This window comes from Agarivorans aestuarii, from assembly GCF_019670125.1.
GTDB classification, from domain to species: Bacteria; Pseudomonadota; Gammaproteobacteria; order Enterobacterales; family Celerinatantimonadaceae; genus Agarivorans; species Agarivorans aestuarii.
In genome coordinates, this window is sequence record NZ_AP023033.1 from 4335556 (window position 1) to 4359746 (window position 24191).

Sequence of the window (24191 nt, forward strand, 5' to 3'; positions counted from 1 at the left end):
TCATTTAACCTAGTCCACTTGCACCGCTCAAATAGCTCACTTGCACCGCTCAAATAGCTCACTTGCACCACTCAACCAGCTTAAAAATACCCACTAAAGCATAATAATAAATCGCATATTTGCTATTGCGGCCATTCCGTACAAAGTGATAAATTTGCAGAGTGATGAGAGCTTCATCACGTCTAGTATTTGAGAGGTCTCAGCATGCTCTGTAACTGGCAAAGTGCTACCTTAAGTCGCTATACCCAAGCATTTGTTGAACCCATACAGCTTGGTTCTTTAAAACATAAGCAACGCCAAGGTCTTTACCTCGAAATTCGCTTTCGTGATGGCCGCTTGGGACGCGGAGAAATAGCTCCACTACCCGGATTTAGCGAAGAAACATTAGCGCAAGCAGAGCAGCAAATTACCGACTACTTACAAGGGCATGTTCAACGTAAGTTGTATCCAAGTGTTGCCTTTGGTATTGACTGCGCGATGGCAGGGTTACCACCAACTACTCCCATTGTTTCTGGCTACCCACTACTTAATGGCGACTTCGCTCACTGCCAACAAGTACTGGACTCTCAATCTGGTAATCTAGCCAAATTAAAAGTGGCTCGCCAATCCCCCAAACAAGATCTCGAACTGATTCAGCAACTACAACGCAGCTATCCTGATTTACAGCTACGTTTAGATGCAAACCGCGGTTGGATATGGAACCAAGCGATTTTTGTTTTAGAGAATATCGATCTTAGCCGCATCGACTATATCGAAGAACCGCTAATGAATAGCCAACAATGTGAGTTGTTAGCCCAACGTACAGGCGTAGGCATTGGCTTAGATGAAACCTTACAAGACAGTAGCTACCGCTATCATTACTTCGAAGGTTTGCGCTGCTTAGTCATTAAACCCAGCTTATTGGGCCCTTGGCGAACCTGTGCCAGCATTATCGACCAAGCACAAGCTAACCAAGTAAGTTGTGTGCTTAGCTCAGCTTACGAAAGTGAATTTGGTTTACAGTGGATCAACGCCATGGCCAAACAATATACTCCAGAGCAAGCGCCGGGTTTAGATACGCTAAAGACATTTAGTGAGCAAGCGGCTCAAATTGAGTTAATCGGCGAGTTTCAACATCACAGCTAATGTGAGCTTTACCTGCGTTTTAAGTGAAGCTAAAGCTTTCACTTAAATCTCTTTGTGAAAAAAGACAATATCTTTATTTTCAGCAGCTTATTATAAAAATTTCAAACTTTCTTCCACCGCCCTTTTATTAACTTTATTATCAAATTAATAAAATATAAGCAAAAGTGTGACTCAACTATAGTGCCAACTTTTAGTAATTCTTAAAAAGCTGCACCTTTGAGAAAACGTTTTCTTGAGACCTGTCACATAGTGACACTTAATGTGAATAAACATTATAGCTGTATGAAAAAGCATCATTGGTGAGTGTATCTTATAAGCCTAATCTGGTTCACGAGGAATGAGTTTTTGGGATTACCTCTACACCCTACAATTAGCTAAAAAATATAAAACAAGCTATAAAGCAAGGAGCCAAAACATGAAAAAACTGACCACTCTATTGTGCGCAGTCGCGTTAGCCGTTTCCGCCCCAGTGTTTGCCAAAACCGTTAAAATTGGTATGGCCATCGATGATCTTCGCTTAGAGCGCTGGCAAAAAGACCGAGACTTTTTTGTTGAGAAAGCCGAGGAACTTGGTGCCAAAGTATATGTTCAATCGTCCAACAGTAATGAAACCGCCCAGATCTCTCAGATTGAGAACATGATTTCTCGTGGCGTAGACGTATTAGTCATTATTCCCTACAACGGCAAAGTATTGTCTAACGTGATTGCGGAAGCTAAATCCGAAGGTATTCGAGTATTAGCCTACGATCGCTTGATCAACAATGCCGATATCGATTTCTACTTGTCTTTCGACAATGAAAAAGTGGGCGAGCTACAAGCTCAAGCACTGATTGAGCGTAAAGCCGACGGAAACTTCTTCCTAATGGGCGGCTCACCAGTTGATAACAATGCTAAGTTGTTCCGCCAAGGACAAATGAACGTGTTGCAGCCACTGATCGACAAAGGTGATATTAAAGTGGTGGGTGACCAATGGGTTGATGGTTGGTTAGCCGAGAATGCCCTAAAAATCATGGAAAATGCCTTAACTGCTAACGACAACAATATCGATGTGGTAGTTGCCTCGAACGACTCTACTGCAGGTGGTGCGATTCAAGCATTAGACGCACAAGGTCTAGCTGGTAAGGTGCATATTTCTGGTCAAGACGCCGATTTAGCCGCTAGCCGCCGCGTGGTAGCTGGTACCCAAACCATGACCATTTATAAGCCAATTAAACTGCTCGCCACTACAGCAGCAGAGCTGGCAGTGCAAATGGGCAACGGCCAAATGCCAGAGTCGAACTCTAGCTTAAACAACGGTACTAAAGACGTACCTTCTTACCTGCTTACGCCAATTCCGGTAGACAAGTCGAATATCGACCAAACCGTTATTGCCGACGGTTTCCACAGCAAAGACGACGTATACCAATAACAATTAAGCACTATTTCACTACGCAGTAAAAAAGGGTGGGGCCATCGCCTCGCCCTTTTTATTAGGAGTTATGATGAGCCAAAGTAGCTTATTAATGATGTCTGACATCGTTAAAAAATTCTCCGGAGTGATTGCGCTTAATGGGGTTAATTTCAATTTAGAACGTGGCGAAGTTGTCTCGCTTTGTGGCGAGAACGGCTCTGGGAAATCCACCTTAATGAAGGTGTTAACCGGTGTTCACCCCCATGGTAGTTACGAAGGACAGATCATTTATAAAGGCGAGCCGCTTGCTTCGCGCAATATTCGCGATAGCGAAGCGAAAGGCATTGCTATCATTCACCAAGAGCTCACCCTGGTTAAAGAGCTATCGATCCTAGAAAACATTTTTCTCGGCGCAGAAATCACCAGCTATGGGGTACTTGATCACAGCGCCATGTTTAAGCAAACCGAGAATTTGCTTAAACGGGTTAAGTTGGATGTATCACCAGACACGGCTATTCGTGAACTGGGGGTTGGCCAACAGCAACTGGTCGAAATTGCCAAAGCTCTATCCAAAAAGGCCGAAGTATTGGTTCTTGATGAGCCAAGTGCACCACTCACCGAGTCTGAAACACGAGTATTGCTAGATATTGTTAAACAGCTACGCAGCGAAGGCGTAAGTTGTGTATACATCTCCCACAAACTCACCGAAGTGAAGGAAATCTCTGATCGCATTTGCATTATTCGCGATGGTGAGCACATTGGAACTCAAGATGCTAAACACATGTCCACCGACGACATTATTAGCATGATGGTAGGTCGCGAGCTTAAACAGCTATTTCCCCGTGAAGAGCACCCTATTGGCGACGCGATCCTCAAAGTTGGGCCGGTTAACGCCCAATTGAGCAAATCGTCCAATCTTAAACAAGTAGACCAAGTAAGTTTTAGTCTGCGTAAGGGTGAGATTTTGGGCGTAGCTGGCTTGGTGGGTTCGGGCCGTACCGAACTTATGCAGTGTTTATTTGGTTCTTACGAAGGCATTTACCAATGCCCTGTGGAACTAGATGGAAAACCGATAAAAATTCGCCACAATCGCGATGCTTTGAATCACGGCATTGCCATGGTGCCTGAAGATCGTAAACGCCATGGCATTGTGCCAATTATGGGAGTGGGTCAAAACATTACCCTAGCCGGTTTAAACATGTTTAGTGGCTTAGGCCAAACCGTCAATGAATCTGCTGAACAAGCAGCCATAGAACAATCCATTCAACGCCTTAAGGTAAAAACAGCATCCCCAGAGTTGGCCATAAAAAGCCTCAGCGGAGGCAACCAACAAAAAGCTATTTTAGCCAAATTTTTATTATTGCAGCCGCGTATTTTGATCCTTGATGAACCCACAAGAGGCATCGATGTAGGGGCAAAATATGAAATTTATAAGTTGATGTATCAATTGGTTAAACAAGGGATCAGCATCATTATGGTGTCCTCCGAATTGCCGGAAGTATTAGGCATTAGTGACCGAGTATTAGTGATGCATGAAGGTAAATTGAAAGGCCTTCTAGACAATCAAGACCTGAGCCAAGAAATGGTGATGGACTGCGCGTTGGCCGAGGAGTAACAAGATGTCGAGTCAAGAAACAACAATCAATAGCACCACAAACAAGGTGAGCTTGATGAGCAATTTGAAGAAAATGAAGTTGCAAGTATTGGTGATGTTTGCAGCCATTGCGGTAATTATGCTGTTTTTCTACTTCGCCACGGAAGGGAGCTACTTAACCCCACGAAATATTTCCAACTTGCTGCGCCAAACGGCCATTACTGGGATACTCGCCATTGGTATGGTGTTTGTGATCATCTCGGCAGAGATTGATTTATCGGTTGGCTCAATGATGGGTTTATTGGGCGGTGCAGCGGCCATTATGGATGTGTGGTGGCAACTACCGTTACCGCTAACCATTGTTCTAACCCTGTGCGCGGGCTTTTTATTGGGCCTATGGAATGGCTGGTGGGTAGCCTATCGCAAGGTTCCTTCATTCATTGTCACCCTGGCTGGTTTACTGGCTTTTCGCGGCATACTCATAGGAATCACTGGCGGCAGCACTGTTGCCCCCACTACCCCTGACATGGGAATTATCGGTCAAAGTTATTTGCCAGACATGTTCTCATTGATCACCACGGTTGGCGCACTGGCGGTGTTTTTTGCTTGGCAAGGCAAACTGCGTAAAACGCGCACCGAGCACAAATTAAGTAATAACCCCGTCACTGGCGATATATTCAAGTTTGGCCTGATTGCCATCTTCGCCCTAGGCACGGTATTACTATTAAACGACTACCGCGGTGTTCCCACTCCCGTATTGTTGCTGGTTGTGCTGATGTTTGCCGCTGCCTTTATGGCCAAGAAAACCGCCTTTGGTCGCCGCATTTACGCCATTGGTGGCAATCTTGAAGCCAGCCGTTTATCTGGTATCAACGTTGAGCGCACCAAGCTATCAGTATTTGCTATTAATGGCTTATTGGTGGGCGTGGCGGGCTTAATTTTGGCTTCACGTTTAGGCGCGGGTTCGCCATCTGCTGGTAACATCGCCGAGTTAGACGCCATTGCGGCATGTGTGATTGGCGGCACCAGTTTAGCCGGTGGGGTGGGCACAGTATTTGGCGCAGTGATGGGCGCATTTATTATGGCCAGTTTAGATAACGGCATGAGCATGATGGATGTACCAACATATTGGCAATCCATCATCAAAGGTAGCATCTTGCTATTGGCGGTTTGGATGGATGTAGCCAGTAAGAAACGCGCTTAAACTGATAATTCACCTAATAAAAGCCGGCCCTAGCCTACAAAGCAAAAGGCTGGCTTCGCTAACAATCTTGGCTAAACTTAAACATTATTAACTAGCCAAAATCTCTATGAGCACAGAACCACTTCACGGCGACTATCAGCTGTACCTACTCGACAACTTGCTAATAGCCAGCGCTCAAGGCGCGTGGAATCAAGCTATCAGTGAACACTTTGCTGAAGACTTCAAACGTATTGGGCAATCACTATCAGCACCTTGGGCACATTTAGTATTGTTAGAACAATGGGAATTAGCAGTACCGGAAGCAGAGCTGGCAATCAGTGAACTGCAGCAATGGTGTATTCAAATGGGGATGAGCCACGTGGCGCAAGTATTTAGCTTTTCACCACTCAAACAATACCAACTTCAACGTATGTTGCCGGCTGAGCAACACTATAACAAACAGGTTTTTCTTGAAGTCACTAACGCAACGCAATGGTTAAACCAGCAAGGTTTTAGTGCTGCCAAGCTGCTGTTCTTAGAAAGTGACAAACCAAGTATGATTCAGCGCCACTTTGATAAGGTGGCTTAGCCGATTGCCGAGGGTATATCTAAAGCATAATAACTAAATTGGTTACGCCCCTTAGACTTAGCTTGATACATCGCTGCATCGGCATTACGTATCAACAGTTCTGGATCGCTACCATCCGCTGGATACATGCTAATACCTACGCTGGCGTAAACCGGCTGGATATGCACCCCTAAGCTCACTTCTTGAGCTAAACGACGCAGCACCGTATTCACCACCTCGTTGGCTTCTTCGGGCTCTGATATTGATTCCAATGCCAGCATGAACTCATCACCAGCAAACCGAGCCACCGAATCGCCAGAGCGGATAGAATCGCGCAATACTGTTGCAACCTGCTTTAATAAGAGGTCACCGGCTTCATGGCCTAAATTATCATTAACCGTCTTAAAGTTATCTAAATCGATAAACACTACGGCTAGGCTATTTTGTTCGGTTTGAGCACGGTGAACCGAACCGCGTAGCTGCTCCAAAAACAAACTGCGGTTAGGCAAACCGGTTAAACTATCGTGGCTGGCCATATGGCGAAGGTTAATCTCATTGTCTTTAAGCTCAACAATTTGCTTATTGATTTGCCGCGACATGGCTTTAAAGGTATTGGCTAATAAGCCAATTTCATCTTTACGCTCGATAGGCAAGAGCTGGGCAGCGGGCAGCTTACCCTTAGAAAAAGAGTTTACTGCAGTCACCATATTCCGAATAGGCTGAGACAGAACCTTGGCAAACATCAGCGAAGTAAGTAGCCCAACTAAGCTCAGCGCTAAACAAACCTTAATCATCGAACCCGCTAAAGAGTCCATAATATGGCTTAAGCTAGGCAGTGGGCTTGATAGACCCAACATTGCCATTTTAGGGCTAGATTTTGGCCCATAAAACAAAGGGGTGAAAGACACGGCTCGCTCATATTTGTAAACCGCGGAGGAGTCTAGCACAAAGGTTCTTGGCTGCAGATCATTAAACAGCACTTCCATCTGAGGGAAGTCACGCTGCATTAAATAGCGATGGCCAAAATGAAAACCAAACTGCTTATCGGGATTAGGATTAACTAAGTAGTCACCTTTTTGATTAGCTAAATAGATAGCTACGCCTTCGGGCAAATCGGCCTGCATTTGGCTAAACAGCCTTTCTAAACCCACATTCACAACCACCAAGCCCAGCGCTTTGCCATTGGAAAATACCGGTGAAGCAATCTTTAAAGTAGGCTGGTGTTGCCCAAGTTCAACCCCTTTTTCATTGTGAATATCCACATCGGATAAGTAGCTCTCGCCTGCATCTAAACGCAAGGTGCGAAATACATAGGGATAGTGGGCTTTTTCTTCTAGACTCGCGGCGGGAATAGCAATTAAACCATCACTTAACCTATCTACGCGAATTAGCTCGCGGCCAAAGTTTTCCGCGCCAATAAAGCGAACCTGAAAATAAGAAGGATTTAAACTCAGTTTTTGCTTAAAAATATCTTTTAACTGCTCGGAAAGTACCAGCTTATTGTCAGCCTCAAAGTAGCCCGCTGTTTGCGGAATAGAGCTTAAAAACAATACATCTTTGGTTATTTCATCAATGCTACTACTGAACTCTCGGGTAAGGATTTGGGTGGTTGTGGCTAATTCTCGCTCGGCACTTTCTGCTAACAAACCTCGGCTTTCATGGTAACTAACTGCAGCGGTAACTACTGAAGCTAAAATTCCAAAGCCGGCAAACCAAAGACCAAAACGAAGAGAAATGGAGTTGATCATGGCAGGCTCATCATCTGCAAGGTTTTGCCGCTAAGAATATTTTCCCAAAACTCACTGCGGCGTTGATGGTCTTCCACTTCTTCGAGCCAAATGATCTTGTCTTCAGGTAGCGAGCGAGTGTCTTGCACAATGGTATTAGCTAAGCCTTGGCGCTCGGTTAACAACTGGCTAACCCAAGGCTCTAAGGTGAAATCAATCCACTTATGGGCTAAGTCTTGGTTTTTCACCCCACTAGACATTGCCCAGCAATCTAACCAAGCCAAGGCACCTTCTTGCGGAATAACATATCCAATGTCTGCGCCTGCATCTTGCAACTGTTTGAGCTGCTGAGCGCCATAGTTAGCAAATACTAAAGCTACCGACTCTTGATTATAAAATTCTGAGGCTTCTTCGGGAGAGCTATAAAAGGTTAATACATTGCGCCTTAAGGCCAATAGCTGCTCTGTGCTGAGCTTAAACTCTTGGTCAGTTTGCTGAAAAGGATTATCTACACCTTGCACCATGCCAGCTAAGGAATAGTTATGGGCACTGCCATTGTATGCCAGAACCTTTCCTTGATACTGAGGATCCCACAATACTTGCCAGCTAGTGGGCGGCTGTTCAAAATAATTTTTATTGTAGATTAAGCCCATTTCAGAATAGGTATAAGGAATAGCATATACCTGCTCATCCCGGGTAACGCCGGGGATATCCTGTAAGGATCTAAACCGAGGCAACTGTTTGGCCATATTGCCAATGGTTTGCGGCTCAAGAGGTGTAGCAAGCTCGGCATCAATATAGCGCTGTAACTCAGCTGTATTAACCGCAAAAACATCGTAGTTTTCGCCTTGTTTATGGCCCATTCTCAGCCACATTTCATCATCGCTAGTAATGTAGCTAACTTTAACCTTAACCTTATAGCGCTGTTCAAAGGCCGCGACCATATCGGCGTCGGCGTAACCCGGCCAAGCCAATACCCGTAAGTCTACTTGCTCGGCAGCCTTGGCGCTGTTGAGCCAAGTAAAAGCCAATAAAATGATAGATAGTAGTCGCAACATTCCCTGTTCCCTGATGTCTTAAGCGTCTTGTTAAGCTTGCAGATTCACTATTAACAAGACCAATAAGTATACGATCCTTGATGTATTTGTGAATAGAAAACTTATGCGGCAGCACACATTGATCAAACAAAGCAAACCGTCATCTGGAATTCTTATTCTTTCGCTTCGAGGACTCGACCCAATAATTCAAAGTATTGCAAAGTACAATCACCAATCTCCACTAGATGCTGAGCATCAGGGTAGCCGCCCTGTTTAGCCAGAACAGTTTGCTTGGTGCCACTCACTAAATAATTATTTTTGATGTCTTCTCGGCTTTGGATCCAAGCTTCAAACGCCCGCGCCATCATCTCGGTAGGCAGGCTATAATAACGCTGCCCTAGTTGTTTATCTAAAGCTACAGAGCGTGCCACATAAGAGTGTAAATCTTTACCCTGTTGGCTTAAAAAAACCGCTGCAAACAACTGGTCAAGTCGCCGGTTTAAAGGATGGGTATATTGTTTGTCATCCGCCAACCAACGCGTAGAGGCAAACTCACGAGGCTGAGGAGGGCTAGAAAACAACTTTGCCGCCATATAATGGTCAAAAGCATGCCACCACTCATGAGCTAGCGCGCCAGCACCGGCATTTTTGGCTAGTGCCAAGGTTTGACTGCCGGGTGCATAGTGGGCTTGCACATTGGCCTGGCCACCAGTGCCAAAGGCCAAGCTTAACGAACCTCTCAAACCTATGGCCAGCGGCGGTAAGTTAAGCAAGAATGCAAGGTCTGCCAAGGCATCAAAGATTAGCTCTGCGGCGCGTTGTTTCTCTTGTTTATTAACCCAAGCGCCAATAGCTAAACCAGCAAAACCAAAGGTATGCTTAATATCGGCAAAATCGACACTATCACCATGGCGATAGTCGGGACCACGCCGATAATACTGGCGATTAAGCCCTACTCCCGCTGTTTTATTCTCACCGCTCAATTGGCTAACACACTCCTAAAGAGTCTGGCCTTTAGGATTGTCTCCGTAAGCATTAGCAGCGCTCTCACTGTCAGACAAAAAGAAAAATAGCAGCACTAATACACCAATAATGGGCAATAGCAGTATAAACAGCCACCAGCCACTGCGGCCTGTATCATGCAGTCGGCGCACAGCTACCGCAATCGATGGCAACAACACAGCCAAAGCCTAAATACTGCCAAGTACACCAAAACCAGACTCAAGATTTACTGTGCCAGTTACTTGATCGACAAAGCTTAATATCACGCCAATCACACTATTAATAAGTACAAACATCCAATACTCTTTGCGCCGAGCACGCCCGCCAAACACCAAGTATTTTTTAAGTACAGCTATATACCAATTCATTTTGTTGCTCCTCAGAGTTAGGGCTTGAGAGTTAGTTTACCTTAGCGCGCAAGGCTCAAGGCTCAATGCTGAGTGATTTGCACCGCGCCATCGACAAAATCAATAAAGTGCTTAATGCTGGGCAAGGCATCGTCGAGATGATGAGTCACATACACTAGCTGACTAAGCTTGTGTTTGGCCACTAACTCTAAAGCTTTTAACACGATATTGCGCTGCAAAAAATCTAAGCCTTGGCAAGGCTCATCCAGCAATAATAGTTGCGGCCCTTTCACCAAGGCGCGAGCAATAATCAACAAACGCTGTTGCCCATAGGACAAACTTTTAAAGTAGTGCTTTTCTAAGTTAGCCAGACCAAATAGTTGTAACCATAAACGTGCTTGTTCAAGCTCAAGTTCACTGGCTTGTTGATAAACGCCAATAGAGTCGTACAGACCCGACAACACCACCTCAAGGGCACTACAGTTGACCCGATATTGTAAATGTAAGGCCGCCGAGACCATGCCAATATGCTGCTTAACTTGCCAGATACTTTCACCGCTACCACGGCGAAATCCCATAACCTCTATTTGATTACTGTAACACTGTGGGTGGTCACCAAAAATCAGATTCAACAAGGTGCTTTTTCCACAACCATTGGGGCCACGAACTTGCCAATGCTCGCCGTAGTGTATTTGCCAATTTAAGCCACTAAACAATGTTTCACCGGCATAACTCACCGAGCCTTGGGTGATAGAGAACAGTGGTGAAACTGGCTCGGTTTGTTGAGACTCACGCAGAGCCTGCACAATAGCCAAAGATTGTTGCTGAGCTTGATGTTCCATTTGCTGGCGCTCGGGATGCTGCAACCACTGCTCAATGGTGAGTTGCTGGCTTAGCCCTTGCTCATCAAGCACCGCTACGTGACTAATTGACGCCGGCAACTCATCGTCACGCGAGCTAATAATCAATAGCTGACACTCTTTGGCTAGTTGTTCAAGCAGGGCGAGTAATTGCTGTTGGTGGCGGAGATCTAAGCCGGCAAAAGGTTCGTCTAAAATCAACAATTGTGGTTGCTTAATCAGTGCTAATGCCAGCATCAAGCAACGCGTTTCGCCAGTTGATAACAAACGAAAACCGCGCTTAAGTAAGTTTGTTAAATCACACTGCTGGCTCACTCGCTCAAGTAAACGCGGCTCAGAACAGCCAGCTTCAAGCAACTCAAGTACTGTGTGCCCGCTATCTATTTGATCGGTGAACTCACTGTCATCATCGGCCAGTTCCAGTTCAAGCAAAGCCTGTTGCTGCTCTAAAGAGACTAAAGCAATGCGCTGTGGTTGTTTGCTTAAGGTGGCTCGCTCGGCTACTAAATCTCCCACCAACCAAGCGCCCAACAAAGATTTACCGCTGCCACTATGGCCAAAGATCGCCCAGTGCTCGCCAGCTTTTAACTCCCAGCGTTTTATCGCTAACTGATGCTGACCAGCCAGTAGGTGTAAATCTTCAATAAACATTCAGCGCAACCATCCGAAAGTCTTACATTTATTGGTAACTATTCTCGCTTAGACTGGAGCATTAATACACTGTATTGGGTTAATCAATTTGCTGAACTAGACTAAATCTAACGGAGATTGAATTATTTATCGAAATACGCAGGTCTGTTAGAACAGATAAAAAGCAAAAGGAAGTGCCGTTACTGTGACTGAACAAACAAATACCAAGCCCTCTTCGCCTTACGTATCCCCCGGTATGCCGGCCCTAGATATGAACGGAAAAACCACTTCTTTCTTTGAATTTTGGCCAACTTGGGCAGTGTATATTCCAGTGGTATTTCAATGGATAGCCTTAGGCATTCGCCATCGCTCATTCACCTTACCGCTATTGGCAAACCCCAAACTCCCTTTAGCCGGCATGGTCGGTGTAGGCAAAAGCGAGCTGCTGGCTCAAGCTACCGGATCATGCGACGACGCAGTCCTTGCCTGGATGAAAGTCAATCGCACCGGCGCTCCGATAGCTCGTCAAGTAGAAGACTTACTACAGCAAATGGAGCAACGCGGCTTAAAATTTCCAGTGGTAGGAAAGCCCGATATTGGCTGCCGTGGGGCGGGAGTAAAGTTGCTGCATAACCGCCAAGAGCTGCAAGATTGCCTAGAAAACTATCCACTCAATGCAGCCATGTTGATTCAAAAACTGGCCAGCTATGAAGCCGAGGCAGGTGTGTTCTTTGTACGCCACCCCGACCAGCCACAGGGTGAGATTATTTCTTTGGCACTAAAGTACACGCCTTATGTAGTGGGTGATGGCCAGTCCACCTTAAAACAGCTGATTCAGGCGGACCCTCGCGCTAGCGAACTGCAACACCTGTATTTAAGCCGTCATCACGACAAACTAGACAGCATTATCGATGAAGGCCAACCCTATAAATTGGTGTTCTCGGCCAGTCATTGTCGAGGCGCTATTTTTCGCGATGCCAATGACTTAATCACTCCAGAATTAAACCAAGCGATTAACCAAATGATGGTCGATTTGCCCGAGTTCTATTACGGCCGAATGGACATTAAATTCGCTGACATCACTCACTTACAACAAGGTATCAAACTAGAAATAGTCGAAATAAATAGCGCCAGTTCAGAGTCCCTGCACATTTGGGATCGCAAAACCCCCTTTCGCGAAGCGATGCGCTCATTATTGTTTCAATACAAAACCTTATTTGAACTAGGTGCTGCCAATCGAAAACGTGGTTATCGCCCACCTAAATTTAAAGAGCTGCTAGTACGCTGGAAACATGAGCGAGAACTCACCGCTTGTTATCCAGAAACGGATTAAGGAGTAATCCATGCAGGAAAAAAACAATCCATTTAGGCTGAGTATGCGCCCACAGTGGTTAGCCAGAGTGGTAGAAAAGGTGCTAGGTTTAAGTAGCTTGGCCAAGCACTACGATGCTGCCCCCAACTTTGTAGATGACAGCCAAACAGCACAAAAGTTTTTGCGTCATACCATGCGCTGCTTAGAGTTCTCGCTACTCGCCAATAACCCTGAGGCACTTAAAAACGTGCCGCAAGAAGGGCCGCTACTTATTGTAGCTAACCATCCTTTGGGTGGCTTAGAAGGCGTAGCCATGAGTGAATTATTGCTGCAAGTGCGCCCAGACTTAAAAGTGCTCACAAATGAACTGTTAGCCAATATTGAAGAGTTTAAAGATCTCTTTATTGGCGTAGATGTGCTCTCGGAGCAAGCCGCCAAGAAAAATGCCCGCGGCATTCGCATGTCTTGCCAGCACCTGTCTAAAGGCGGTGCTTTGATGATTTACCCGGCGGGTATGGTGTCGGCAATCAATACTGAAACGGGTCAAATAGAAGATCGCCAGTGGAATAACTTAGTAGGTCGTTTAGCCAAACGTTATAAGGCTCACGTATTGCCTTGTTTTGTTAGCGGCCGTAATTCAAAGCTGTTTTACCTTGCCGGTTTATTGCATCGTCGCCTCCGCACCGCCTTGTTACCCAGAGAGCTAATAAACAAACGTGGCCGCGAATTTACCATGCAAATTGGCGAAATAATTGCTCCTAAAGATTATCAAGACTTAAGTGATGAACAAGCCGTTACCGATTACTTGCGGGTAGCGACTGATTTACTGAGTTTACCTAATAATAAAAAAGCTAAAGCTGCGCCCAAGCACCCGCCGCTGCACTTAGTTGAATGTTTACCTAATGGCCGCCAAGAACTACGTAAGCAGTTAGATACTTTAGAAGACTGCATCTTAGTCAGCCACCGTCACTTTAGTGTTTATTGCGCCCCCTACCCACGCTTAGGGCCAATCATGGATGAGATAGCCTTGGCCCGCGAAGTCACCTTTAGAGCTGCCGGAGAAGGTACCGGCAAACACTTAGACAGCGACCAATTTGACCCTCACTATTTACACTTATTTGTTTGGGACAACGACGCTCATTGCTTAGTAGGTGGTTACCGCCTGGGTCATGCCAACGAAATTGTTGAGCAACACGGCATCAATGCTCTGTATAGCCGCTCACTATACGATTTTGACCAAGCCTATTTAAAACGCATGGGCGACTGTTTAGAAATGGGTCGCTCCTTTGTGGTACCTAAATACCAGCGCCATCCTCGAGCGCTCGATTTACTGTGGCAAGGCATCGGCCATTACGTGGCTAAAAACCCGCAATACCACACCTTATTTGGTTGCGTGAGCATCTCTCAAGAACATTCAGAATTGGCTCAAGCCTTTATCTCCGATTCAATGATTTCGGCTTTTCGTGCCGAGCAACGCTACCTAAACGATGTTAAGCCTATGGTGCCTTTAAAAGTGAAAGGCAAAGTATGGTCGAGCAAGGTATTGGCCTCACTCAGCAACATTGCCATTCTCAATAAGCTAGTGGGCCAATGTGAGCCGGGGAAATCCATTCCCATTTTGCTGCGTCATTACTTAGCGCTAAACGGTCGATTTGTCTGTTTTTCGGTGAACAACAGCTTCAACCAATCGCTAGATGGACTCATTATTGTTGATTTAAGGAAAACCCCTGAGAAATATTTACGTCGTTACCTCGGTCAAACTGGTAGTGAACGATTTTTAAATAAATGGAGAAACAATGAAGCAGCTGCGTGACGCTACCGTAGAAGCACTTCAGCAAGTGCAACAATTAGTAGAAGAGAGTGATGGAGCACTCTATAACCAGCCTTCGGTTCACAGTGAGTCAGGCATTGGCCGCCACGTGCGACATATACTCGATCACTTCCTAGCATTACAGCATGGCTTGGATAAAGGCAGTATTGATTACAACTCTCGCCACCGAGATAGCGATATAGAAAACGATCCAAGCCTAGCCTTACAACTAATCAATCAGCTGTGTCACTGGTTCCTTCACCCACAGTCGAGCATTAATGAGCGGCCGATTAAGGTGGAATCTGAAATATCTTTGAAGCAGCAACAAAGCATGCAGTTTGATAGCAGCTTAAGTCGCGAGCTTTGCTACTTAATCAACCACACTGTGCACCATGTTGCCTATGCCAAGTTAGTGGCAAAAGAACTCGGCTTGTCGGTAGACAATAACATGGGCATTGCCCCTAGCACTGCCAGCTATCTGCGCCAACAAGGCAACTAAATGTGTACTGTTAGTGTGCTTAAGCTTGGCCAGCAAACCGTGGTAACAATGAACCGCGACGAAGCGCGTCACCGCCATGAAGCGGGCATCAAACAACAAACTCATGGCGACACGCAATTGGTTTATCCAGTAGACGGGCAAGCTGGTGGTACTTGGTTTGGCTTTAACAATCATGGCTTGGTATTAGCCCTGTTAAATCGTTACCAAGATCCGCAACATAGCGGCGCACTAAGCCGAGGAAAAATCATTCCTCAAGCCTTAGCTTTAGGCAGTTATCAAGCGGTAACACAACACTTAGCAGAACAGAACTATCAGCACTTCAACCCCTTTGACTTGCTGTTGGTATCGGCCAAACATTGTCAGCATTTTAGCTGGAGCGGCAAACACTTAAGCCAGCAACAGCTTAACGACGAGGCGATTCAGCTCAGTTCTTCAGCCTTAAATACCCAGCAAGTATTGGCTAGCCGGAAACGCCGCTTCCAACAATGGCTAGAGCGTGAACCTAACTCTGCCGAACGAGTACTTAGCGATATTCACCTACAGCAATGCCAAGAAAACCGCAGCCATTCGGTACTTATGGACAGAGATGAAGCCCACAGCAAAAGCATTTGCCAAGTACGCCTAAGTGCCCAAGATAGCGAATTTGATTACTACCCAGAAGCTAGCCTACAAGCGTGGCGACAGCAACTTAGCCAAGCTACTCAGCCCTTAGACGCCAGCTTACTAGAGAAACAACAACACCAACTTTCCATCATCCGTTCTGATTTAATCGACGAGGTAACCCCATGAAAAAGCTAATACTCGCCTTACTGTTTGTCTCCGGATACAGCTTTGCTGCAGATCCTATCTACACGTCTTGGTTTAATAACCTAGCCATCAAAGGTTACGATAGCGTGGCTTATTTTACTGAAAACAAACCAGTAGAAGGCAAAGAGAGTTTTGAATATGAATGGCAAGGTGCCACTTGGCGATTCAGCTCTGCTGATAACCTAGCTATGTTTAAAGCTGAGCCAGAAAAATACGCGCCCCAATATGGCGGCTATTGCGCCTATGCCGTAGCCAAGGGCAAAACAGCCAGTATTGAACCGGAACAATTCACCGTATTAGATGGCAAGCTATATCTCAATTACAACGCCAGTGTGCAACAAAAATGGACCGCCGATCGCGATAACTTCATTGTAAGCGCAGATAAAAACTGGCCAGCAGTACTTAATGATTAGCAACTACCGCAAGCTAGTTAATCGGCTTAGTCCTTGGCAAATAGCCTTGCTGGCTGCCTTGGTTTATGGCGCTTGGGCAGCCTTTGTAAATAGCGAACACGGTAACCAAGTGGCGCTAAAAGCAGGCTTAGTGCAAGGTAGCTACGCCTTTGTCTCTACTTGGTTAATTAGCTTTATTGCCAAATCGATGTTGGTTTACTGGGGCTATACTCAGAAGGTGCGTTGGTCGGCAATGTCGGTGGCTTGGTTAGTTATGCTGGCGATTCCAGTCTTGTTACATACTTGGCAACAAACACCCGATTTATTAGAAGCCATTCTGCCCGGTTTAGCCATTGGTAGCCTCTACCTGTGGAGTTATTGTCAGCAGTTAGAGCAACAAAGCTAAGCCGTTGTTCTAACTAGTGCTGCTCTTCGCCTACGTGTTCTGGGTGTTGATCTGCGCTGGGCGGTACCGCGCTAAGATAAGCATAATCAATTTTAGCTTGCTCTTCTTTTGCTCGACGTCGCTGAACCTGATAGTGCTGCAAACGCTTCACTTTTCTGCTTTGAGGGTTGGTCCAAGCCACATATACCAACAAACCTAAGCTCATCATACTTGCGGCACTAAACAAAGCGGCGATAGAAGACTCCACCAAACTGGTGGCAAAAATCATATTTAAGATATGCACTACCGCAATAGCGGTAAGCAACAAGCGACCGTGTAAGCTGCCATGTAGCAGTGAATAACTGGCTAACACGCTAAGAAACAGCAGCACTAGTGCAAATTCAAAGCGTAAAGGAAAGATCCAAACTCGCTGGATAATGTGAGTATCAGAGAAGCCGCCACTAAAAGCAGTGGCTAGAAATGCCAATAATGCACAAGCAATATAAGCGCTCATCGCCAGTTTGAGCATTCTGGTATGGCTCATGTTCAAGTCCTCAATCCTTGTTGGCCATGTTTATATTATAAAACATAATTACCGACTTACTGACAAATGAACAATTAACCATGTCGCTAGCGCAATTTATCTGGCTATTCTGTGAGATCACCAACGAATACCGCTAGCATTTCCGTTGCCAGCGCAGTGGAGCAAAGTGCCATACCGCTTAACACAATAATTCCTAAGTACTTGGTCAATACAATGCTTAAAGCTAATACCTTGAGTATGCCTTCATTCATAGCGTTTCTTCCTATAAGCGGCTAAGAGGCCTACCATTGTGCTCAAAATATCGGCGCTTAATTGCGAGTCACTTCACCGCTTTAGCAAGCAAAGTTGGGATCGATTGAAACATTGATTGAAGACAAAGCCAGCTGCAGTAAAGCTATGAAAAGTTGGTATTTTTGAACTCAAGCAGATCAAACATCGATATCCAAAACCGCTCGATTACGCCCTTGATTTTTTGCCTTATACAAACATCTATCGGCAAGTTCTAATAACTGAGTCGGATCAATGACATCATCGGGCTCAACCAAAATGCCGCCTATACTAATGGTAAGCACCGAACTTACCTTTGAGTCAGCATGCTCGATTTGTAGCTTGGCGACTTCTTGAACCACCTGTTCAGCCATTTTAGGCAGCTCTTGTTGATTCGCGTCAGAGACCAAAATTGCAAATTCTTCACCACCTACCCGCGCCACACAATCTTCACTTCGCTTTACCACTTCGGTCAGCGCTTTAGCCACTAGCTTTAAGGCTTCATCACCTTGTACGTGCCCATAGTGGTCGTTATAAGCTTTGAAATAATCAATGTCGGCCATCAGCACTGCCAGCTGGGCTTTATGACGTCGCGCACTGGTAACCGCTCGGTTCAACTCTCGTTTAAAAGGGCGTCGATTAACTAAACCGGTTAACTCATCGGTTTCGGCTAATACCTGCAAACGCTCATTCACTTGTAACAGTTCGTTTTGCAGGCGATTCATCGCTTGGTCATTTTTTTCGTTAATCAGCAAACCACTAATGGCAGCAGCAAACTGGCTAAGCAATACCACTTGGTAGTCGTCCCAAATCGCGCAATAACTCAAGCTTACACAGTTAAGTAAACCAAAAGCCTTGTTACCATCGCTTAAAGGGATCCCAACAAAGGATTTAATGCCATATTGAGTAAGCAGCTGATACTCCGCGGGAGCATGCCGTTTAAGCTTATTCACATCATTCACTACAATGGGCGCAACGCTAACCAAACGTCGTTTTAATTCGTTAAGCTGGCTTAAGTCCACCTGCTCAATCGGTGCTAAATGGCCGGGAATACTCCATACGTCTCGATAGATGGCTTGCTGGCGCTCAAATTCGAGCACCACCACCCTTTCAACCGGAAACAAACTGCCTATGGCGGAAGTAGCGCGTTGCAATAAAGCTTTTGAATTACTGGAGCTTTGGTTAAGAAAAGACAAGGAGATTTCTGATAACAGCTGGTTGGCTTCGGTTTGCCAGTTAAGCACTGCAGTGCGTTGCTCAACGGTTTCTTCAAGCACTTGGCGATGCTGGTGCAGTTGCTGCTCGGCTTCTAAACGCGCATCTAAACCACGTCGTAAACGCTGCTGCAACTGCTGCATAGAGCTGGCAACTAAGCCGATTTCGTCATTGCGTTTAAGTAGTTTACTCGGCAGCTGAACGACTTGCTGTTCTTCGGTAAATATCTGGTCTGCCGCCTCAGCTAAGCGGCGTAAGTCACCGGTGACAATGCGCCCAACTAACAACAAAATAATCAAACTCATTAAGAAAGTTTTTAGACCGTTAGTTAACAGTATTACCAAGGCTTGAGCTTTAATATCTTGCTTAATCAGCGATAAGTCTAAGCCCACGGTAAGCTTGCCCAATGCAGTACCTTGGTGATTCAGTGAATAAACATAAAATTTCTGGCTTAAGTCCGCTTCACCAACGCCCGAAGCCATACCTTCGTCGGTTGAGAAATGAACCGATGACACGTATTGCTGCCGAACAAAACCTTGCAGCAAATCATCCAGCAGCTGGTAATCAATTTCCCATACTGCTCGCTCTATCGCGCTCAAGTTAGCTTGGTTATATTCATCAACCCACTGCTCAACATTTTTAACTGCGCCGGAAAAATTAAAAGCCAGTTGCACCGCTACAGATAACAAAGCAAACAAAGTACTGGCACTTACAATTAATATAACCAAACGTTTGGCAATGGGAGTGCGAAGTTTAAAAGCGCCTTTCATAACAGCCTACTCAGTAAACTGAAAGCTAAGCGGATTGCCGGCTTCTAGCAACAAGTTCTCAAACATCACGGCATCCCACTTTTTTTGTTTTACTGTCTCAAAAGCCTCTGTCCCTGGCTGCAACATGACAAACAAGGGAGCATTCACTTTACTTGCCAGTGCTTGTCCTTGAATATGTCGATGAATCAAACTTAGTCCCCAACCCGCCGCGGTAAAGTGGCCACCCGCCAAGGCGCTAATTTCACCTTGCTCACGCAACAACAAGGCTTGTTGTGAGGTATTTACGGTGCCAACAATCACATCCCTACCTGGTTGCTTTCCTAATTCTTTAATCGCTTTAATACTGCCAAAAGCCATGTGATCGTTAGCTGTCCACAGGTATTTCAAATCGGGGTAACGTTTCAGCAAAACTTTGGTTTGTTGGTAGCTACGCTGCTCATCCCAATGGCCATAAATAACCTGCTTTAAGTCAACACCGGCTTGGTGTTGAAAAAAATCGACAGCGCCGGCTGTGCGCTCTACTGAAGCAGGAGTGGTTTTATCGCCCGAGATAATTACTGCTTCACCAGTCACTTGTTCGGCATTTAAGTACATGGATTGGGCCGTTTGATAACCCGCCCACAAATTGTTAGGCACGATGCAAGACAGCAAGTAGTTTTGCCAATGAGGATTATTATTACGAAGCTGTTGCTGTTCAACACTGACATCATTAAGCAAAACCAATACATAAACCGATTGCCCTTCTAGCAGGCTAAGCATACGAGGCAAGGCTTGCTTTTCGTTCACTAGCATGAGGTAATCGGGCAGCCGCTGATTGTTGATCATCCATTCGATGTGCTTAATCATTGAGTAATGATTACGCTCTCCATGAAAAGTACGGTAATCAAGCGCTAAACGCTTAGCGGCAGCATTAGCAAATAAATCTACGTCTTGCCAAAAGCTTTCTTCAGCTTTACCGGGGTTTATAAAAACCACCGACGCTTTTCCCCAAGCTATAGGACAAACCAACAACAAAAGTAGTAGGATTTTCACGTGCTAACTACCAACGCGACTAAATTTCACTTACTTAAAATATAAACCACCCGCCAGATTTAGCGCGTCTAGTTAACTAAAAAAACCGTTTAAGCAGAAATAACAGCAAAAAAGCGCCAACTAGGCGCTTTTTTCATAAATACTACAGCTAATTCAACTAGCTAATTACTGGTTTCAAACCGTAAGCCACCTTTGCAAATGGCTAGCGTCATGGCCGCAAATGGCAGCGCCATTAACAAGGCAAGTTGCTCGGTATTGGCTAAACCACTTACACCTAAGATGCCCACTAAACTTGCAGAACCGGTCATTTGTACAAAGCCCAATAAAGCAGAAGCCGTGCCCGCTTTGTCACCAAAAGGCGCTAAAGCGCTGCCAGTTCCCACTGCAATTAACAGACAAAAACCAATACTAGAAACAAATACCGGAGCCATAAACGCCAGCGGATGCAATACTTGCTGGCCTAGTACTAAGGCAATGGCCGCGCCTGCCATCAAACTTGCGCCAAGCCATAAGCCAGCCGTTTGTCCGATCCGCTTAATCACTTGAGGGGCCAAGAACGCGGCCACGATATTAATGGCAGCGTTGCAGCCAAACCACAAGGCATAATCAGCACTAGATAGCTGCATATCCACCATTAAACGGCCAGCAGACTGCGAAACATAGCCAATAATCATCGCCATACCCAACATCACTAACAGCGAATAAAAACGAAAGCTGGCTACAGTAATAACCGAATAGTAACGGCTAAAAGAATACAAGCGCCCAGTAAACACGTTAGCTTGAGGTTTAGTTTCTTTTAAACCAAATAGCAGCGCCAAAAATACCACCAGCGCAAATGCCACCATAAACCAAAAGTTTGCTGCCCATGACCACCAATGGGTAAGCACGCCGCCTAACAAAGGTGCTAAGGCCGGTACGATGCAAATCACCCCGTTTAAATAGCTAAAGATGTTTTTTGAGCGCTCGGCGCCAAATACATCACGCACCCCGGCAAATGCCGCCACCGACAAGCAACTGGCTGCCAGGCCTTGAGCTAAGCGCGCTAGCATTAATAGCTCATAACTACTGGCTATCGCCGCCAAGGCAGAGCTCACCAAATATAACAGCGCACCTACCAAAGCCACTGGCCTACGGCCATAGCGGTCGGCCAATGGGCCCACTAACAACTGGCCAATACCAAAAGAAAACAGAAACACCGGAATTGCCTGAGCAATCCAAGCGACTGGCACCTCAAAAACATCTGCCATTTGCGGAATGGCGGGTAAGAAAATATCAATCGCTAAAGGTGAGAACAGCACCATTAACATGAATAGGGGTAAAGGCTTCGACATAGCATGCTCCAAAAACGAGGTGGGCATTGTAAGTCCTGCACTTTATGAATCATAATGATAGTTTAGATTCACTCATAGTCCTCACAGGAATATCATGTCTCAGCAATACGATCTTAATCTACTGCGAGTTTTACTCACCTTGCTTGAGGAGCGCAGTGTTTCCAAAGCGGCAGATAAGCTATTCCTTACCCAATCGGCAGTGAGTAAGCAATTGGCCAAATTGCGTCAGCAGCTAAACGATCCTTTGTTTATTCGCCATGCCAGTGGCTTAAGCCCAACCCCAAGGGTACGCAGCCTAGAACCTAAATTGCGCCAGTGGCTGCAAAGTGCTAATGAAATGATTGAAGCAGAAGGCTTTGAGCCAGCGCTTAGCCAACGTAACTTTCGCTGCTGCCTTAATGAAACCTGTTTTGCCACCCTGTTGCCGCGCTTTTTTGGCAAACTCATGCAACAAGCACCCGGCTTAAAATTAGATACTCACAGGCTAGAACCCGGCAGTATGGAAGGCTTGCAAAAAGGCGAATTTGATTTAGCTATCGTCGCTCGCGATAACGACGAACGCGCGCCTAGTCATTATCAAGTAAAGCAATTGCCGCCTCAAATTCATAGCTTTGAGCTACTTAGAGATGACCATGTTTGTTTAGTTAGAAAAGACCACCCAGTATTAAGCCAGCAATGGGATTTAGACTGCTACATGCAGCAAGCTCACCTAAATTGTGAATGTGAAGTGGGTGACCGTTGGTTATTGCACTCGGTGCTTGCAGAGCAAGGGCTGCATATTGAAAACAGCACCCTTACTGCAGATTTTTTTGCTGCGGCCTTGCTTTGCCAATCTAGCGACTTGGTGTTTACCTGCACGCGTAGTTTTGCCCAGCAAGTGGCAAAGACTCACCAACTAGAATTACTGCCTTTACCCATTTACATGGCGCCGTTTAGCTACTTATTGGCTTGGCCACAACACTTAGAAAACGACCCGGCGCACAGCTGGCTGCGAGAGCTGATTATCGAGCATTGCCATGAGGCCAAGCCTTAAGTTTAGCGGGTCTTAAGCTCAGCCTAGCTAAGATTCGTCTTGATTAAGTTTAAGTTTTTTCGCCAAAGGTTCGATAGCAGCACCTTGAATAAACACCGAATAAAGCACCACAAAAAACACCATGTGCATCATCTCTAACGCGCCTTCTACACCAGCCGCCGCGGGAATTAAGGCAAATACAATGGGGGTAGCCCCTTTTAAGCCAATCGATGAAATGAACAAACGCTTCTTCCAAGTGGCTTGGCGAAATGGCAAATAACACAGTTGCACCGCCAAGGGTCGCGCCACCAGCATCAAAATAGCGCTTGGGACTAAGGCAACCCACAATACATCTAGTAATTGTTGCGGGAAGATTTGCAGCCCTAGAATAATAAACATCACTGCTTGGGCTAACCACGACAAGCTATTAAAAAAGTGCTTATTCACTTCTTTACCACGCTTCAAGCCATTACCAATTACCACACCGCTCACGTAACAAGCTATTAGCACGTTACCGCCAGCTAACTCACTGCCATAAGTGGCTAAGATAAAACAGGCCAATACAAACACTGGAATTAAGCCATATTCTTGCAGGCTAATTTTACTTAACGCCAGTACACATACCTTGCCCACAATAAAGCCAATCGCCAATCCGCCAATGACTTGAACCGCCAAGGTTTGGCTAATTTCCATAGCCGATACGCCGCTGTCAGGTGACAAAGACAAAGCAGTAAGAATCACCACCATAATTAGCGCCACCGGGTCATTAGTGGCTGACTCAAACTCCAATACCGTATCGGTACTTTCTTTTAGTTTGAGCTTTTTCGATTCTAAAATTGAGAACACCGCAGCAGCATCGGTGGACGACACCACCGCAGCAAACAGCAAGCAATAGATAAAGTCGTAATCAAATATTAGGTAAAAAATAGCGGCAAAAATAAACGAGGTGAACACCACCCCCAGCGAAGACAATACCCCACCTTCTTTATAAGCAACCTTAATACTTTGCAAAGGCGTATTAATACCGCCCACAAATACAATGATGTTTAAAGCAAAAGACCCCACCAGCGAAGTAACCGCCAGATTATCGTAAACAAAGTTGAATTCGCCATTACCAATGGATAAACCCACCCCCATAAAAATCAGCAGCGAAGGAATACCTAAGGTACGTGAAGGGTGATGTAATAAGATGCCAATAGCTATAAGACTAGCAAGGCCAAGTAAAATCCACTGATAGGGCATAGCGTCTCCGAATTTTTTGCCTATTTTATCATAGCTAAGACCATGAATTATTGTTGAAAAGCGTCTTTATTTTGCTATTGAGAGTGCCACCTTGCACCGCTCTGCTATGG

22 protein-coding genes and 1 pseudogene are annotated in these 24191 nt (G+C 45.6%); 12 read left to right on the forward strand and 11 right to left on the reverse strand.

Features of this window, described 5'->3' with window-relative positions:
- The first annotated feature begins 204 nt into the window (after positions 1-204).
- The 5 genes from menC (at position 205) to K5609_RS20045 (ending at position 5881) form a co-directional block, all read left to right on the forward strand.
- Positions 205-1125, forward strand: a complete 921-nt coding sequence (gene menC, locus K5609_RS20025) for an o-succinylbenzoate synthase (protein ID WP_221075166.1) — start codon at positions 205-207, stop codon at positions 1123-1125.
- Between the two features lie 415 nt (positions 1126-1540).
- Positions 1541-2533 (forward strand): D-xylose ABC transporter substrate-binding protein, encoded by a 993-nt coding sequence (xylF, locus tag K5609_RS20030; RefSeq protein ID WP_221075167.1) that lies wholly within the window; start codon positions 1541-1543, stop codon positions 2531-2533.
- Positions 2534-2606: 73 nt separating this feature from the next.
- Positions 2607-4130: a xylose ABC transporter ATP-binding protein gene (locus tag K5609_RS20035; protein ID WP_221075168.1), complete on the forward strand. Its 1524-nt coding sequence runs from the start codon at positions 2607-2609 to the stop codon at positions 4128-4130.
- 4 nt (positions 4131-4134) lie between these two features.
- Positions 4135-5313, forward strand: a complete 1179-nt coding sequence (locus K5609_RS20040; RefSeq protein WP_221075169.1) for a sugar ABC transporter permease — start codon at positions 4135-4137, stop codon at positions 5311-5313.
- Between the two features lie 106 nt (positions 5314-5419).
- A complete protein-coding gene (locus tag K5609_RS20045) occupies positions 5420-5881 on the forward strand; it encodes a hypothetical protein (protein WP_221075170.1) in 462 nt (153 codons plus the stop codon).
- Here K5609_RS20045 and K5609_RS20050 read toward each other — a convergent pair.
- From K5609_RS20050 to K5609_RS20070, 5 genes and pseudogenes are all read right to left on the reverse strand, one after another.
- The gene (locus K5609_RS20050; protein WP_221075171.1) at positions 5878-7608 is read right to left on the reverse strand and encodes a putative bifunctional diguanylate cyclase/phosphodiesterase; all 1731 of its coding nucleotides are present in this window, start codon (positions 7606-7608) and stop codon (positions 5878-5880) included. The genes K5609_RS20045 and K5609_RS20050 overlap by 4 nt on opposite strands.
- On the reverse strand, positions 7605-8645 hold the full coding sequence (locus K5609_RS20055; RefSeq protein ID WP_221075172.1) for an extracellular solute-binding protein: 1041 nt from the start codon (positions 8643-8645) through the stop codon (positions 7605-7607). The genes K5609_RS20050 and K5609_RS20055 overlap by 4 nt, the downstream gene beginning before the upstream one ends.
- Before the next feature lie 152 nt (positions 8646-8797).
- Positions 8798-9607: a CLCA_X family protein gene (locus K5609_RS20060; RefSeq protein WP_221075173.1), complete on the reverse strand. Its 810-nt coding sequence runs from the start codon at positions 9605-9607 to the stop codon at positions 8798-8800.
- Positions 9608-9622: 15 nt separating this feature from the next.
- A pseudogene (locus tag K5609_RS20065) lies at positions 9623-9994 on the reverse strand (DUF805 domain-containing protein).
- Between the two features lie 62 nt (positions 9995-10056).
- Positions 10057-11484, reverse strand: coding sequence for an ATP-binding cassette domain-containing protein (locus K5609_RS20070; protein ID WP_221075174.1), 1428 nt, complete (start codon positions 11482-11484; stop codon positions 10057-10059).
- Between the two features lie 184 nt (positions 11485-11668).
- Here K5609_RS20070 and K5609_RS20075 point away from each other — a divergent pair, with 184 nt between their 5' ends.
- Genes K5609_RS20075 through K5609_RS20100 form a run of 6 tightly spaced genes read left to right on the forward strand, consistent with a single transcriptional unit; the run spans position 11669 to position 16689 of the window.
- On the forward strand, positions 11669-12796 hold the full coding sequence (locus K5609_RS20075) for a D-alanine--D-alanine ligase (protein ID WP_221075175.1): 1128 nt from the start codon (positions 11669-11671) through the stop codon (positions 12794-12796).
- 10 nt (positions 12797-12806) lie between these two features.
- Positions 12807-14588 (forward strand): bifunctional lysophospholipid acyltransferase family protein/GNAT family N-acetyltransferase, encoded by a 1782-nt coding sequence (locus tag K5609_RS20080; protein ID WP_221075176.1) that lies wholly within the window; start codon positions 12807-12809, stop codon positions 14586-14588.
- Positions 14572-15084 (forward strand): DinB family protein, encoded by a 513-nt coding sequence (locus K5609_RS20085; RefSeq protein WP_221075177.1) that lies wholly within the window; start codon positions 14572-14574, stop codon positions 15082-15084. Before K5609_RS20080 ends, K5609_RS20085 begins: the two co-directional genes overlap by 17 nt.
- Positions 15085-15873, forward strand: a complete 789-nt coding sequence (locus tag K5609_RS20090) for an NRDE family protein (RefSeq protein WP_221075178.1) — start codon at positions 15085-15087, stop codon at positions 15871-15873.
- Positions 15870-16304, forward strand: a complete 435-nt coding sequence (locus tag K5609_RS20095; RefSeq protein WP_221075179.1) for a YHS domain-containing (seleno)protein — start codon at positions 15870-15872, stop codon at positions 16302-16304. The genes K5609_RS20090 and K5609_RS20095 overlap by 4 nt, the downstream gene beginning before the upstream one ends.
- Positions 16297-16689 carry a hypothetical protein gene (locus K5609_RS20100; protein WP_221075180.1) on the forward strand — a complete coding sequence of 131 codons (393 nt, stop codon included), beginning with the start codon at positions 16297-16299 and terminating at the stop codon, positions 16687-16689. The genes K5609_RS20095 and K5609_RS20100 overlap by 8 nt, the downstream gene beginning before the upstream one ends.
- 13 nt (positions 16690-16702) lie before the next feature.
- Here the strand turns inward: K5609_RS20100 and K5609_RS20105 are convergent, their stop codons facing one another.
- The 5 genes from K5609_RS20105 to K5609_RS20125 all read right to left on the reverse strand — a co-directional run bounded on the left by K5609_RS20105 (position 16703) and on the right by K5609_RS20125 (position 21827).
- Entirely contained in the window at positions 16703-17212 is a 510-nt protein-coding gene (locus K5609_RS20105; protein WP_221075181.1) for a hypothetical protein, read from the reverse strand.
- A gap of 104 nt (positions 17213-17316) precedes the next feature.
- Entirely contained in the window at positions 17317-17463 is a 147-nt protein-coding gene (locus K5609_RS20110; RefSeq protein ID WP_221075182.1) for a hypothetical protein, read from the reverse strand.
- 177 nt (positions 17464-17640) lie between these two features.
- Positions 17641-19464, reverse strand: a complete 1824-nt coding sequence (locus K5609_RS20115; RefSeq protein WP_221075183.1) for a diguanylate cyclase domain-containing protein — start codon at positions 19462-19464, stop codon at positions 17641-17643.
- Between the two features lie 6 nt (positions 19465-19470).
- Entirely contained in the window at positions 19471-20439 is a 969-nt protein-coding gene (locus K5609_RS20120; RefSeq protein ID WP_246611905.1) for an ABC transporter substrate-binding protein, read from the reverse strand.
- A gap of 218 nt (positions 20440-20657) precedes the next feature.
- Complete coding sequence (locus K5609_RS20125) at positions 20658-21827, reverse strand: multidrug effflux MFS transporter (RefSeq protein ID WP_246611906.1); 1170 nt, start codon at positions 21825-21827, stop codon at positions 20658-20660.
- 94 nt (positions 21828-21921) lie between these two features.
- On the opposite strand from K5609_RS20125, the gene K5609_RS20130 reads away from it, so the two are divergent.
- Positions 21922-22860, forward strand: a complete 939-nt coding sequence (locus tag K5609_RS20130) for a LysR family transcriptional regulator (protein ID WP_221075185.1) — start codon at positions 21922-21924, stop codon at positions 22858-22860.
- A gap of 27 nt (positions 22861-22887) precedes the next feature.
- On the opposite strand, the gene K5609_RS20135 is transcribed toward K5609_RS20130, so the two are convergent.
- Positions 22888-24081 carry a potassium/proton antiporter gene (locus K5609_RS20135; RefSeq protein WP_221075186.1) on the reverse strand — a complete coding sequence of 398 codons (1194 nt, stop codon included), beginning with the start codon at positions 24079-24081 and terminating at the stop codon, positions 22888-22890.
- Positions 24082-24191: the final 110 nt, after the last annotated feature.